At 67.0% G+C, this 14,050-nt stretch carries 13 protein-coding genes and 1 riboswitch; of the genes, 12 read left to right on the top strand and 1 reads right to left on the bottom strand.

Annotation, left to right across the window (positions count from 1 at the left end; all coding sequences use genetic code 11):
• Positions 1-119: 119 nt before the first annotated feature.
• Positions 120-662, bottom strand: coding sequence for a MarR family winged helix-turn-helix transcriptional regulator (locus FG93_RS10165; RefSeq protein WP_043234166.1), 543 nt, complete (start codon positions 660-662; stop codon positions 120-122).
• 93 nt (positions 663-755) lie between these two features.
• On the opposite strand from FG93_RS10165, the gene FG93_RS10160 reads away from it, so the two are divergent.
• The 12 genes from FG93_RS10160 (at position 756) to FG93_RS10105 (ending at position 13,993) form a co-directional block, all read left to right on the top strand.
• Positions 756-1,457 carry a creatininase family protein gene (locus FG93_RS10160; RefSeq protein ID WP_043234254.1) on the top strand — a complete coding sequence of 234 codons (702 nt, stop codon included), beginning with the start codon at positions 756-758 and terminating at the stop codon, positions 1,455-1,457.
• A gap of 25 nt (positions 1,458-1,482) precedes the next feature.
• Complete coding sequence (locus FG93_RS10155; protein ID WP_043234164.1) at positions 1,483-2,454, top strand: ABC transporter permease; 972 nt, start codon at positions 1,483-1,485, stop codon at positions 2,452-2,454.
• A complete protein-coding gene (locus tag FG93_RS10150; protein WP_043234162.1) occupies positions 2,454-3,332 on the top strand; it encodes an ABC transporter permease in 879 nt (292 codons plus the stop codon). The genes FG93_RS10155 and FG93_RS10150 overlap by 1 nt, the downstream gene beginning before the upstream one ends.
• On the top strand, positions 3,329-5,056 hold the full coding sequence (locus tag FG93_RS10145; RefSeq protein WP_043234160.1) for an ABC transporter ATP-binding protein: 1,728 nt from the start codon (positions 3,329-3,331) through the stop codon (positions 5,054-5,056). The genes FG93_RS10150 and FG93_RS10145 overlap by 4 nt, the downstream gene beginning before the upstream one ends.
• 13 nt (positions 5,057-5,069) lie before the next feature.
• Positions 5,070-5,969: a polysaccharide deacetylase gene (locus FG93_RS10140; protein ID WP_043234159.1), complete on the top strand. Its 900-nt coding sequence runs from the start codon at positions 5,070-5,072 to the stop codon at positions 5,967-5,969.
• 1,492 nt (positions 5,970-7,461) lie between these two features.
• A complete protein-coding gene (locus FG93_RS33530) occupies positions 7,462-8,376 on the top strand; it encodes an OmpA family protein (protein ID WP_244448557.1) in 915 nt (304 codons plus the stop codon).
• A 110-nt stretch (positions 8,377-8,486) separates the two neighbouring features.
• Positions 8,487-8,687 (top strand): hypothetical protein, encoded by a 201-nt coding sequence (locus FG93_RS10130; protein ID WP_043234250.1) that lies wholly within the window; start codon positions 8,487-8,489, stop codon positions 8,685-8,687.
• Between the two features lie 83 nt (positions 8,688-8,770).
• Positions 8,771-8,875, top strand: a riboswitch (TPP riboswitch).
• 79 nt (positions 8,876-8,954) lie between these two features.
• Entirely contained in the window at positions 8,955-10,817 is a 1,863-nt protein-coding gene (thiC, locus tag FG93_RS10125) for a phosphomethylpyrimidine synthase ThiC (RefSeq protein ID WP_043234158.1), read from the top strand.
• An 8-nt stretch (positions 10,818-10,825) separates the two neighbouring features.
• A complete protein-coding gene (locus FG93_RS10120; protein ID WP_043234249.1) occupies positions 10,826-11,575 on the top strand; it encodes a hydroxyethylthiazole kinase in 750 nt (249 codons plus the stop codon).
• Entirely contained in the window at positions 11,572-12,246 is a 675-nt protein-coding gene (gene thiE / locus FG93_RS10115; protein ID WP_043234157.1) for a thiamine phosphate synthase, read from the top strand. Before FG93_RS10120 ends, thiE begins: the two co-directional genes overlap by 4 nt.
• A 107-nt stretch (positions 12,247-12,353) precedes the next feature.
• A complete protein-coding gene (locus FG93_RS10110; RefSeq protein WP_043234156.1) occupies positions 12,354-13,040 on the top strand; it encodes a fumarylacetoacetate hydrolase family protein in 687 nt (228 codons plus the stop codon).
• 23 nt (positions 13,041-13,063) lie between these two features.
• On the top strand, positions 13,064-13,993 hold the full coding sequence (locus FG93_RS10105) for a dihydrodipicolinate synthase family protein (protein ID WP_043234152.1): 930 nt from the start codon (positions 13,064-13,066) through the stop codon (positions 13,991-13,993).
• Positions 13,994-14,050: the final 57 nt, after the last annotated feature.

Raw genomic sequence — 14,050 nt, 5'->3', positions numbered from 1 at the left:
CGTGCTGTGACTTGATTAGGCGATCCTGGCTCGACTGTTGTTCTGAATTGGCGCGGTTCGGCAGTGGAGACCCACCACCATCCCGCAATCCCTTGGAAGAATGCTTCGCTCGACCCGGTCTATGACTGGGGCTCGAGATCCGCCGGCCATGCCGGAGAGGCGATGACGAGCTTGTCCATCAATTCGCAAAGCTGGCGCTGCTCGGCCTCGGTCAAGGTCGAAAGCATGGTGCTCTGCTGCTTAACCATCAGCGGCATGGTCTCCTCGAAAATGGCGCGGCCTGCGGGCGTCAGGCGCAGCACGAAGCTGCGCAGGTCGTCCCGGTCCGTCTCGCGCTTGAGCAAGCGTCGTGTCAGCAGCTTCTGGATGGCGCGGCTCAGCGTGTTCTTCGGCAAGCCGGACGAGGCCACGATGTTCTTCGCGGCCACCCCCTCCTTCAGGCCAACCGCGTAGAGCGCGACGAATTCCGGACGGACGAGACCGTAGCGTGTCTCGATCCAGCGATAGACCGGATCGTTGAAGCGGAAGGCGACGAAGTTCAGCCGGAACGACAGCCAGCAGGGATTGTCCCAGAGCTTGGTGACGGTGAGCGGGTCGAGATCACGCAACGCCGCTTCGCGCTCATGGTCGAGACGCGAGAGTGAGGTGGGGGCGCGGCGCATGAGGAGCTCCCGTTTAGTTCCAAATGGAACTTGACGACGTTCTGGCTGGGAGTCAAGGATGGCGCACTGCCAGAGAAAAGCAAGGAACGGGCCGTGCGCGTCGCCGAGATGAACTGGATGCAGATCGAAGCGCAGGCCCAGCGGGATGACCGCTGCGTGCTGCCGCTCGGCTGTGTCGAGCAGCACGCCTATCTGAGCCTCGCCACCGACACTATCCTGGCAGGAAAAGTGGCTGACGACGCGGCCGAGCCTCTGAACGTACCCGTCTTCCCGGTGCTGGCTTATGGCATGACGCCAGGCTTCGTCGCCTTCCCGGGCACCGTCTCGCTGCGGATGAGCACCTATGTCGCACTGATCGAGGACATGCTGGAGGGCTTCTACCGCTCCGGCTTCCGCCGCATCGTGTTGGTCAACGGCCATGGCGGCAATGCACCCGTGATGACCTTCTGCACGGAATGGATGGGCCGCCGCCCCGATGCCAGCGTCAAGCTGCATGATTGGTGGGCAGGGCCGCGCTTCCAGGCGGCGGTGAAGGCGGTCGATCCTGCCGCCTCGCATGCCTCCTGGATGGAGAACTTCCCCTGGACGCGGCTCGAGGGCGTCGCCATGCCGGATGCGGTAAAGCCGCCCTTCGACCGCGCGCTCTATCAAGCCTCGAACCCGGCGAAGAAGCGTGAGATCCTGGGCGATGGCAATTTTCACGGGCGCTACCAGCGCTCCGACAATGAGATGCTCAGCCTCTGGCAGGTAGGCGTCGAGGAGACGCGGGCAGTGATCGCGGAGAACTGGCCGTGACCGCAGGCGCCAGGCGCTTCGTCAGATGCTAGGGCACATCCTCGGGCGCATCGTCCAGGCGCTGCTGGTGATGCTCGTCATGTCGGCGCTGGTCTTCGTCGGCGTCTACGCCATCGGCAACCCGATCGACGTGCTGATCGGGCCCGATGTCAGCCAGGAGATGAGACTGGAGACGATTGCCCGCTACGGGCTCGATCGTCCGCTCTGGGAGCAGTTTTTCACTTTCCTCGGGCGTGTGCTCCACGGCGATTTTGGCCGTTCCTTCGTCTTCGGCATGCCGGTGCTGGACCTCATCCTCTCGCGTCTGCCAGCGACGCTGGAGCTGACGCTGGCTGCCGTCTTCGGAGCGGCCCTGATCGGTGTGCCGGCCGGCATCTATGCCGGCTACAAGCCCGACAGCCTGCTTGCCAAGATCATCATGGCGATCTCGATCCTCGGTTTCTCCGTGCCGACCTTCTGGATCGGCCTGGTTCTGATCATCACCTTCGCGGTCGAGCTGCAATGGCTGCCTGCCGGCGGCCGCGGCGAGACGGCTTCGCTTTTCGGCGTCGAGTGGAGCTTTCTGACGCTGAACGGACTGAGCCACCTCCTGCTGCCGGCCCTCAACCTGGCCTTCTTCAAGCTTGCCCTGATGACCCGGCTGGCCCGGGCCGGGACGCGCGAGGTGATGCTGACCGATACGGTGAAATTTGCCCGGGCCGCCGGCCTTTCGGAATGGACCGTGCTGCGCCGGCATGTGCTGCGCCTGATCGCGATCCCGATCGTCACCGTCTTCGGACTCGAATTCGCGTCGACGCTTGCCTTCGCGGTCGTCACCGAGACGATCTTCTCCTGGCCCGGCATCGGCAAGCTGATCATCGATTCCATCACCTCTCTCGACCGGCCGGTCATGGTCGCCTATCTGATGCTCGTCGCCTTCGTCTTCATCACCATCAATTTCCTGGTCGATCTGACCTATGTCGCGCTCGATCCGCGCCTGAGGAAGGCGCGCGCGTAATGAAGCAGGCTTCGCCCCTCGCCCGTTTCTGGAACGAGTTCCGCGAGAGCAAGGTGGCGCTCGCAGCCCTCGTCGTCGTCGTGCTGATGATCGGCGTGGCGCTGCTTGCGCCCTGGATCGCGCCGCAGAACCCTTATGATCTCGCCAACCTCGCCCTGTCAGATGCGCGTCGCCCGCCCGGCTATGTCGGCTCCGGCGGCTTCACGCATTTGCTCGGCACCGATGCCCAGGGCCGCGACCTGTTCTCGGCCATCCTCTACGGCCTGCGCATCTCGCTGCAGATGGGGCTGATCGCCGGTTCGCTCGCCTTCACGCTCGGCGTCACGCTCGGCATCACCGCCGCCTATCTCGGTGGCCGCTGGGAAGCGTTCATCATGCGCATCATCGACCTCCAGCTTGCCTTCCCGGCGATCCTGCTCGCGCTGGTGATCTCGGCCGTGCTCGGCCAGGGCAAATTCCAGCTGATCGCGGCGCTGGCAGCCGCGCAATATGCCTATTTTGCCCGCACCGCCCATGGCGCAGCCGCGGCCGAGCGGGGCAAGGACTATGTCGAGGCCGCCTTCTCGACGCCGCTGCCGGCGCGCCGGGTGGTCTGGCGCCATATCCTGCCGAACTGCCTGCCGCCCTTGATCGTGGTCGCGACGGTACAGGTGGCGAATGCGATCGCGCTCGAAGCGACGCTTTCCTTCCTCGGCGTAGGCCTGCCGGTAACCGAGCCCTCGCTCGGCATGCTGATCTCCAACGGCTTCCAGTACATGATGTCGGGCCGCTACTGGATCTCGATCTATCCCGGCGTCGCGCTGATCATCCTGATCGTCGCCATCAACCTCGTCGGCGACCAGATCCGCGAGCAGGTCAACCCGAGGCTTAGACGATGAGCGACTCGGCCAAGACGGCGCCGCTGCTCGAGGTCCGTGACCTCGCGACGCATTTCCACACCCGCGCCGGAATCGTGAAAGCCGTCGACGGCGTCTCCTTCTCGCTGAAGCGCGGCGAGGTCATGGGCCTCGTCGGCGAATCCGGCTCCGGCAAGAGCATCACGGGTTTCTCGATCATTGGCCTGATCGACCCGCCAGGAAAAATCGAGAGCGGCTCGATCCGGCTCGAAGGGCGCGAGTTGATCGGATTGCCCTCCCGCGACCTCCGCGCCATTCGCGGCAAGGCCATCTCGATGGTCTTCCAGGACCCGCTGATGACGCTGAACCCGGTCCTGACCATCGGCGCCCAGATCCTGTTGGCGCTGGAGGCGCATGAGAAGGTTTCTGCCGAGGAAGGGCGCAGGCGCGCCATCGCAGCGCTCGCGCAGGTCCGGATTCCGGAGCCCGAGACGAAGGTTGATTTCTACCCGCATCAGTTCTCCGGCGGAATGCGCCAGCGCGTCGCCATCGCCATCGCGTTGCTGCACCGGCCAAAGCTGATCATCTGCGACGAACCGACCACGGCGCTCGATGTCTCAATCCAGGCCGAGATCCTGGCCGAAATGAAGGAACTGGTGGCGGAGCTCGGCACGGCGTTGATCTGGATCAGCCATGACCTCGCGACAGTCGCCTCGATCGCCAGCCGCGTCTGTGTGATGCGCTACGGCAAAATCGTCGAGACCGGGCCGGTGCTCGACGTTCTGACCCGGCCGCAGCATCCCTACACCCAGTCGCTGCTCGATTCGCTGCCGTCCCGTGCCAAGCCGGGCACCTTCCTGGCCCGCGGAGGCGGTGTCCCGGATGCATCGCCGCCGGCACGCATGTCCGGTGCCTCGCCGTCGCGCGGATCGAAGTCGGACGCCTCCTATTTCGTCATTCAGGACGTCAGCAAGCTGTTCCAGACCCCGCCCGGCATCCTGCGCCTGCTCGGCCAGAAGCTTGGGCTGTCGCAACCAAGCCGTGGCGTCCAGGCCGTCGATTCCGTCAGTCTGACCGTACCGCGAGGCGAGGCGCTCGGCCTCGTCGGCGAGTCAGGTTCGGGCAAATCAACGCTTGGGCGCATGGCGGCCGGCATTTACGCGCCGAACTCCGGCACGGTGCGGCTGGAGGGCGAGCCGGTGATGGGCGGCGGCGAGCGGCCGCACAAGAACACCACCCGGATCCAGACCATCTTCCAGGATCCGTTCGCCTCGCTCAATCCACGCATGAGCATCGGCGACAGCATCGCCGAGGGGCCGATCGCACATGGCATCGTCACCAGGGCGGGGGCGGCCGAATATGTCCGGCAATGGCTCGCAGCCGTCGGACTCGATCCCGCCTTCGCGAGCCGCTATCCGCATCAATTTTCCGGCGGCCAGCGCCAGCGCGTCGCGATTGCGCGAGCGCTCGCCATGCAGCCCGATGTCGTGGTCTGCGACGAGCCCGTCGCCTCGCTCGACGTCTCCATCCAGGCACAGATCATCAACCTGCTGATGCGGCTGCGGAGCGAGCTGAACCTGACCCTGATCTTCATCTCGCACGACCTCTCGGTGGTGCGCCATCTCTGCGACCGAGTCGCGATCATGTATCGCGGCAGGATCGTCGAGGAGGGGCCGGCAGGCCAGATCTACGACAACCCGCGCCACGATTACACCCGCAGGCTCCTGGCCGCCGTGCCGGTCCTGCCGACCGCCCCGCCAGCCTGAAGGACATTCCGCCATGACCGCACCTGCTCTCGAACCCTGGCAATGGCCCGAGGAGGTCTGGCGCGGCAAGGTCGAGCGCGTGCGCGCGGGCCGCAACCTGAAGCCGGCCAGATGGAAGAACGGCGCGCGCTGCGCCGTCGCCCTATCCTTCGACGTCGATCACGAGACGAACGAACTGCGCGATGGCGGCAAGTCGGTCGGCCGTCTCTCCTGGGGCCAGTATGGCAACCGCGTCGGCATGCCGCGCATCCTCGACCTGATGGCGAAGGAACAGATCCAGGCGACCTTCTTCGTGCCGGCGGTGACCGCCCTGCTCTATCCCGAGGAGCAACGCCGCGTCATCGCGGAAGGCCACGAGATCGGCCTGCATGGCTGGATCCACGAGGTCAACACCGCCGTGCCGCCGGAGGCCGAGCGCGAACTGCATCTGCGCTCAGCCGATACGCTGGAGAAGATCACCGGCGTCAGGCCAGTCGGCATGCGCACGCCGTCCTGGGATTTTTCGGAAGTGACCCTGAGCATCGAGCGCGAACTCGGCCTGCTCTACGATTCCTCGCTCTTCGCCGATGACGACCCTTACGAGATCATCGAGAAGGGCGAGCCGACGGGCATGATCGAGCTCCCGGTCGAATGGATCCGCGACGATGCGGTCTATTTCAACATGAACCGCTTCCAGGCGCTGCGGCCCTACACGGCACCGGAAGCCGTATTCGACATCTTCCGGCGCGAGTTCGACCGCGCCCATGAGGAAGGTGGGCTCTTCCTGCTGACCATGCATCCGCATGTCATCACCTACCGCTCGCGCATCTGGATCCTCGAAGAACTGATCCGGCATGCCAAGGCGAAGGGCGATTGCTGGTTTGCCAGCCACGCCGAGATCGCCCGCCATGTAAAGGCAGAGGCGGGGCTCTAAAGCATCGGCCCGAAAAGTGGATTGCGGTTTTCGGGAAAGCCGATGCGAACACAGAAGGTTAGATTATCGGACCGGATATGATTTCCGGTCCGATGATCTTACCCGCCCGGCACAGGTCGGGCAGAGGGAACCCTGCCCGATTTCGGCCGTTTTCGGTTCATGACGGGTTCAGCGCCTTTCGGCGCTGATGCCGATCGCCAATGAAACGGAAACGGAACTCATGACGCGCACGAAAAACTGGCTTCTGATCGGTACTGTCCTCCCCGGCCTGACCCTGTCGCATGGCGGCTTCGCGGTCGAACCGGCGCAGGCACCGATGAGACTAGCGCAGGCTCCTGCGCCGTCGGACGAAGAGCCCGGGCAGCCGCGCCGGCCTCGCCCGCCGGGGGCGCCCGGCGCACCGCGACCCGGACCTGGAGCCGGACCTGGAGCCGGACCTGGCGAGGCGCGCCCGCCCGGTGCTGAACGCCCACGGCCTGCTCCCGCAGCACCCGGGGCGCCGCCGGCGATCCAGCGGCCAGTCGCGCCTCCGGCACCAAGCGCCGCGCCGCCCGCGCAGCCACGCCCACCTGCCGGCCCGCCGCCTGAACCGCGCCGCGACCCGCCGATGCCGCGCCCCGTGCCGCCGATCACCGCGCCGGGACCCGGCGAACCCGGACGTCCGCCTGCCGCGCGACCGCTACCCGTGCCCGGTCAGCCGCCCGCGACCCGGCAAACGCCGGCGCCTCCATCCTCCGCGCCTCAGGTGCCGCGTCCGGCTCCACCATCCCAGCCCAGCCAACCTCAGGCCGTGCCGCCACGCGTCCAGCCCCCTGTCCCGGCTCCCGGCCAGCCGCCGGCAGCCCGTCCGATGCCGGCGCCACAGGCGCAGCCTCCCGCAACCGCGCCGCTGACGCCGCCTCCGGGAGGTCGCGCTCCTGGTGCGCCACCATCCACCGCGCAGCCTCCGGTGCCAGCGCCCGGCCAGCCGCCAGCGGTGCGTCCGACGCCTGCGCCGGTACCAGGAGCCGCTCCGCAAACCCAACCGCCCGCGACCGCGCCGCTGGTGCCGCCTCCTGCCGGCCGTGCGCCCGGTACGTCGCCGGCCGGCCAGGCTCCGGCAGCGGCTCCGAATCAGCCCCCGGCAGCTCGCCCGACGCCAGCGCCGGTTCCAGGAACCGCTCCGCAAGCCCAACCGCCCGCGGCCCAGCCGCTCGTGCCGCCTCCGGGCGGTCGTGCGCCCGGTGCGCCGCCAACCGGCCAGCCACCTGCTGCAACACCCGGTCAGGCCCCGGCGACCCTGCCCGCTCAGCCGCCGGCAGCGCCCGGCGCAGTCCCGCCGCCAGTTGCTCCGCCGCAACCAGGCCAGACGCTCGCTCCCCCTCCGGCCGGCCAGCCTCCAGCCGCCGGCCCCGGGCAACCGCCCCCTCCTGACCGCCAAGGCCGCCGCGGTGGCATCGGGCTCGGTGGCGCAGCCGCGATCGGCCTTGGCGTTGGTGTGCTCGGCGGCATCATGGCGACGCAGGGCGCTACCCGCCTCGATGATGTCCGCGGGCGCCGCGAGGAGCGTCGCGAGGGCGACGTGACGATCATCCGCGAGCCGGGGCGCACGATCATCCGCGACGACGACCGTGCCATCATCCGCCGCGACGAGACCGAGCGCTTCCGCGACCTCGGCTGGCAGGGGCGCACCGAACGGCGGGGCGACGAGAACGTCACCGTGTTCGAACGGCCGGACGGCAGCCGCATCATCACCGTGACCGACGAGGAGGGCCGCCTGATCCGCCGGACCCGGCGGATGCGCGATGGCGATGAGGTCGTGATCATCGACAACACCCGCCGCGATCGCCCGGATATGCGCTTCTCGGATGAGATCGTCGTGCTGCCGCCGCCGCCGCTGCCGATCCCGCGCGAGCGCTATATCGTCGACGCCGAACAGGCCGATGAGCGCCTGATCTACGAGACGATCACCGCCCCGCCGATCGCCGCGATCCCGCGTCGCTACACGCTCGACGAGGTACGCTACTCGCCGGACCTGCGCGCCCGCATGCGCAGCGTCGATATCGACACGGTGACATTCGAGACCGGATCGTGGGAAGTCGCTCCCACCCAGGCGCAGCGGCTTTCGGTGATTGCCGCCTCGATCCGCCAGGCATTGCAGCGCGCGCCGAACGAGATCTTCCTGGTCGAGGGCCATACCGACGCCGTCGGCCCGGACGTCGACAACCTCTCGCTCTCGGATCGCCGGGCCCAATCCGTCGCCGAGATCCTGACGCGCGACTTCCAGGTGCCGCCGGAGAATCTGACGACGCAGGGCTATGGCGAGCAATATCTCAAGGTGCAGACGCAGGAGGCGGCCCGCGAGAACCGCCGCGTCACGCTCCGACGCATCACCCCGCTGCTGGCCGGCCAGAACCAGCCGCAATGAACCGATCGAACCGGCGCGGCGGGCGACCGTCGCGCCGGTCTCCCTGGATCAGGCGGATTCAGGAATATGCAAGCTCTTAGCCTTAAGACCTGCCGCTAGGAGAGTTGATGATGAGTGAGACATCCGTCGCGATCGCCCAGAGCTTTGCCGCAAGCCAGGCAGCCTCGACACGCCAGACCCTGCAGACCGCGATGGTGAAGCAACAGGCGGCCTCCGATCAGGCGCTCGTCGATCTCCTGCAGCAGAGCGCCGAGACCCAGAAGGCCAATCTGGCCGCTGGCCAGGGCCAGAACGTCGACATTCTCGCCTGAGGCCGGCATTCCGGCACCGCATGGCCGGGCCGCATCCGGCTCCTTGCCGGGTTGCGTTCAAGCACCGCCGGCCCTAACCTCCGCTTCGTTCCGAGGGGTGCTCGCAAGAGCTGAGATGGCGTCCAAAGCCGAACCCGTCGAACCTGATCCGGGTCATACCGGCGGAGGGACTGGAACGCGGCGTGCGCCACACATGTACCCGCAGACAGCGACTGGACCGCTTCCAAACCCGGATCTCCTGAACCTTGGACCAAGGAGGAGATCCCCATGAACGCCCATACCAAGCCACAGAAGAATACCGTCAAAGCGGCGCCGCAAAGCGTGACGACCGGCCCGATCATCGGCTCGCGCAAGATCTATGTCGCGCCGCCGGACCATCCCGAGATGCGGGTGCCCTTCCGCGAAGTGCAGCTCACCACCGATTCCGAGCCGCCGGTCCGGATTTATGACCCATCCGGTCCGTTCACCGAGAGCGACGTCACGATCGATCTGAATGCCGGCCTGCCGCAGCCGCGCCGCGCCTGGCTCGATGCGCGCAGCTTTACGACCGTGCCCGGCCGTGCCGTCACCGCCGCCGATAACGGCCATATCTCGTCTGAACAGCTCGTTCCCGCCTGTCCGGCCGCACGCCCGATTCTCGAGGCGAAGCCTGGCCAGATGGCGACCCAATACGAGTTCGCCAGGGCCGGCATCGTCACACCCGAGATGATCTATGTCGCGCATCGCGAGAATCTCGGCCGCGCCGCGATGCTCGAAGGTGCCCGAGAGCGCCATGCCGATGGCGAGAGCTTCGGCGCCTCGGTTCCGGAATTCGTCACGCCTGAGTTCGTGCGCGAGGAAATCGCCCGCGGCCGCGCCATCATCCCGGCCAATATCAACCACCCCGAGCTGGAGCCGATGGCGATCGGCCGCAATTTCTTGGTCAAGATCAACGCCAATATCGGCAATTCGGCCGTGACCTCCGGCGCTGCCGAGGAGGTCGAGAAACTGGTCTGGGCGATCCGATGGGGCGCCGACACGGTGATGGACCTGTCGACCGGCCGCAACATCCACAACATCCGCTCCTGGATCCTGCGCAACTCGCCGGTTCCGATCGGCACGGTGCCGATCTACCAGGCGCTGGAGAAGGTTGGCGGCGACCCGATCAAGCTCGACTGGGAGGTGTTCAAGGATACGCTGATCGAGCAGGCCGAGCAGGGCGTCGACTATTTCACCATCCATGCCGGCGTGCGCCTGCCCTATATCCCGCTGACCGCGAGCCGCGTCACGGGCATCGTCTCGCGCGGCGGCTCGATCATGGCGCGCTGGTGCCTCGCGCATCACAAGGAGAGCTTCCTCTACGAGCGCTTCGACGAGATTTGCGAGATCATGCGCAAATATGACGTCTCCTTCTCACTCGGCGATGGCCTGCGTCCGGGCTCGATCGCCGATGCCAATGACCGCGCCCAGTTTGCCGAACTGGAGACGCTGGGCGAGCTCACCAAGGTTGCCTGGGACAAGGGCTGCCAGGTGATGATCGAAGGCCCCGGCCACGTGCCGATGCACAAGATCAAGGAGAACATGGACAAGCAGTTGCGCGAATGCGGCGAGGCGCCGTTCTACACGCTGGGACCGCTGACCACTGACATCGCGCCGGGTTACGACCACATCACCTCGGGCATCGGCGCGGCGATGATCGGCTGGTTCGGCTGCGCCATGCTCTGCTACGTCACGCCCAAGGAGCATCTCGGCCTTCCCAATCGCGACGACGTCAAGACCGGCGTCATCACCTACCGGATCGCAGCCCATGCCGCCGATCTCGCCAAGGGCCATCCAGCGGCCAAGATCCGCGACGACGCGGTCTCGCGCGCCCGCTTCGACTTCCGCTGGGAGGACCAGTTCAACCTGGCGCTCGACCCCGACACGGCGCGCTCCTTCCATGACGAGACCCTGCCGAAGGACGCCCACAAGGTCGCGCATTTCTGTTCGATGTGCGGGCCGAAATTCTGCTCGATGAAGATCACGCAGGATCTGCGCGCCGAAGTGCTGGCGATGGGCGAGAATGAACGCGCAGCGCTCGAAGGCATGGCCGAGAAATCGCAGGAATTCCTCGCCAAGGGCGGCCAACTCTATTTGCCGGCCGCCGAATGAGCGCGACGATGACCGCTGCCCGCCTCGACGCGAAGGCCGTCGCAGGCGTGCTGGCGCGGGTGGCGACAAGCCGCCCGCGTGTGCAATGCCTCACCAATACGGTGGCGCAGAACATCACGGCGAACATGCTGCTCGCCTTCGGCGCGATCCCGTCCATGGCGATCCATGTCGACGAGGTCGCGGCGATGGCCGAGGGCGCCAGCGCGATCCTGATCAATATCGGTACGCTCAATGCCGAGAGCGAACTCGCCATCCCGAAGCTGCTGGAAGTCGCGCGCGACCGGCAGAAACCGCTCGTCTTCGATCCGGTCTTCGTCGAGCTCTCGCCGCTGCGCCAGCACGTGGCGCGCGAGGTGTTGCGCCTGCCGAACATCGTCGTGCGCGGCAACGCGACCGAGATGGCTGCCCTCGCGGCCGATCTCGAAGCGGCGCGCGAGCGCAGCCTCACGCTCGTCACCACCGGCAAGATCGACCGGATTGCGGGGGTGAGCGGCACGCTCTCCGTCGCCCAGGGCCATCCGCTGATGACGAAGGTCACCGGGGTCGGCTGCGCAGCGGGCGCCCTGATCGCGGCCTGCTGCGCGGTGGAGGGCGATCCGGCAGTCGCGGCGGCCGCGGCGCTGACCGCCTATGGCATTGCCGGTGAGATCGCGGCAGAGACGTCGCAAGGGCCCGGCAGCTTCGCCGTGCACCTGATCGACGCGCTGGCCGGGATTGACGAGGCCATTTTGCGCGAACGCATGGGAGAGCACGGGTGAGCGTTGATATCCGCCTTTACGGCATTGTCGATCCGCAGATCGCGGGCGGCCGCTCGCTGGCCGATCTGGCGCGTGCTGCGGTCGATGGCGGCGCCACCCTGATCCAGCTGCGCGCCAAGACCGGGACGACGCGCGAGATGGTGCGCGAGGCCCGAGCCATCCGCTCGGCCCTGCACGGCACGAAGGTGCCGCTGCTGATCAACGACCGGGTCGATGTCGCTCTCGCTTCGGGGGCTGACGGCGTCCATCTCGGCGCCGACGACATGAAGCCGAACGATGCCCGCCGCCTGCTCGGGCCCCGCGCCATCATCGGCGCAACGCTGAAGCATGAGGACGAACTCTCCACGCTGGCGTCGGCGAAGATCGACTATGCCTGCATCGGCGGCGTCTTCCAGACCTCGCACAAGGACAATGCCGGCTCCTCCCTCGGGCTCGACGGCTTCATGGCCCTGCGGCGCAGGGCTGCCGCCGTACTGGGACCGCTCCCGGTCGGAGCCATCGCCGGCATCACGGCAAGCAATGCGGCTTCTGTCATCGAAGCAGGGGCCGACGGCATTGCCGTGATCGGTGCGCTATTCGTGCAGGACGATGTCGAGGCGGCGGCGCGCGCGCTGCGTGCGGTGGTCGAGCAGCTGCTGCCGACGCCGGCAGAACATCCTGCATCCACCTGAACCCCGGCGGCAATGCCGAGCGCGCAGCCCCGCCACGAGCGGCCGGCCCCTTGCTTCGCGCCCGTCGCTCGCTCATGAACGGCACGACATCGAGGGAGCGCTGCGTCATGACGAATTATGTGATCGAACCGCCCGCCATCAGCGCGGTTCCGGTAGCGGGCGGCGGGCTCTTCCCCGTGCGCCGCATCTTCTGCGTCGGGCGCAACTACGCCGAACATACCCGCGAGATGGGGGGCGATCCCGACCGCGAGGAGCCGTTTTTCTTCACCAAGCCGGCGGACGCGCTGGTGATCAACGGCACCGACATGCCCTATCCCAGCAAGACCAGGGATCTGCATCACGAAATGGAGCTGGTCGTCGCGATCGGCACCGGCGGGCGCGACATCCCGGTGTCCGAGGCGCTCTCGCATGTCTATGGCTATGCCGCCGGGCTCGACATGACCCGCCGCGACCTGCAGGGCGAAGCCAAGAAGACCGGCCGCCCCTGGGACATGGGCAAGGGCTTCGACCAGTCGGCCCCGATCGGAGAGATCCTGCCGGCGAGCCAGAGCGGCCATCCCGGTGCCGGCAAGATCGAGCTCACGGTCAATGGCCGTGTTCGCCAGACCTCCGATCTCGCCAAGCTGATCTGGAGCGTGCCGGAGACGATCGCCTATCTTTCCGGCCTCGTCGCGCTGGCTCCCGGCGACCTGATCTTCACCGGCACGCCGGAAGGCGTCGCAGCCGTCGTCAAGGGGGACGTGCTGGAAGGCGCCATCGACGGCGTCGGCAGCGTCCGCACCCGGATCGCCTGAAGAGATTTCAAGGAAAACTGATCATGCAGCTGACCCCTGACGCCCGCGGCGTCTATCCCATCGCGCCGACCCCCTTCACGCCCGATAGCGCCATCGACTGGACGAGCACCGACCGGCTCTTCGATTTCTATGCCGGCATCGGCTCTGACGGCATCACCGTGCTCGGCATCATGGGCGAGGCGCCGAAGCTCGAACCGGAGGAATCGGTCGGCCTCGTCAAGCGCGCGGTGGCGAAGATGGGCGGCAAGCCGATCATCGTCGGCGTCTCGGCGCCGGGCTTTGCCGCGATGCGCTCGCTGGCACGGCAGGTGATGGATCTCGGCGCCGGCGGCGTGATGATCGCCCCACCGCCGAGCCTGCGTACCGACGACCAGATCGTCGGCTATTACGCCCAGGCCGTCGAGGCGATCGGCAGCGACATTCCCTTCGTCATCCAGGACTACCCGCTCACGCTCTCGGTGGTGATGACGCCGGCCGTGATCCGCCGCATCGTCCAGGACAACCCGTCCTGCGTGATGCTGAAGCACGAGGACTGGCCGGGGCTCGAGAAGATCTCGACGCTGCGCAAGTTCCAGGCGGACGGCAGCTTGCGCAAGATTGCGATCCTCACCGGCAATGGCGGGCTCTTCCTCGATTTCGAGATGGAGCGCGGCGCTGACGGCGCCAATACCGGCTATGCCTTCCCGGAACTGCTGATCGACGTCGTCCGCCTCTCGGGCGAGGGCAAGCGCGACGCAGCGCATGACATCTTCGATGCGCATCTGCCGCTGCTGCGCTACGAGCAGCAGCAGGGTGTCGGCCTTGCCGTCCGCAAATACACGATGATGAAGCGCGGCATCCTGGCCAGCGACGCCCAGCGCAAGCCGGGCGCCGGTCTGACAGCCGCGGCAAAGGCGGAAGTGGACTATCTGCTGGCGCGGCTGGCGAAGCACGACCCGCGCGCCAAGATCTGAAATCCAGAATCGCGATGGCCCCTCTCAACAAGAGGAGGCCATCGCCTTTTCTTCAAG

Origin of the sequence: Allobosea sp. LC85 (assembly GCF_000735605.1) — a bacterium.
Taxonomy (GTDB): Bacteria; Pseudomonadota; Alphaproteobacteria; order Rhizobiales; family Beijerinckiaceae; genus Allobosea.
The sequence above is the reverse complement of the archived record's forward strand: the minus strand, read 5'-3'. Positions and strand labels throughout refer to the sequence as shown.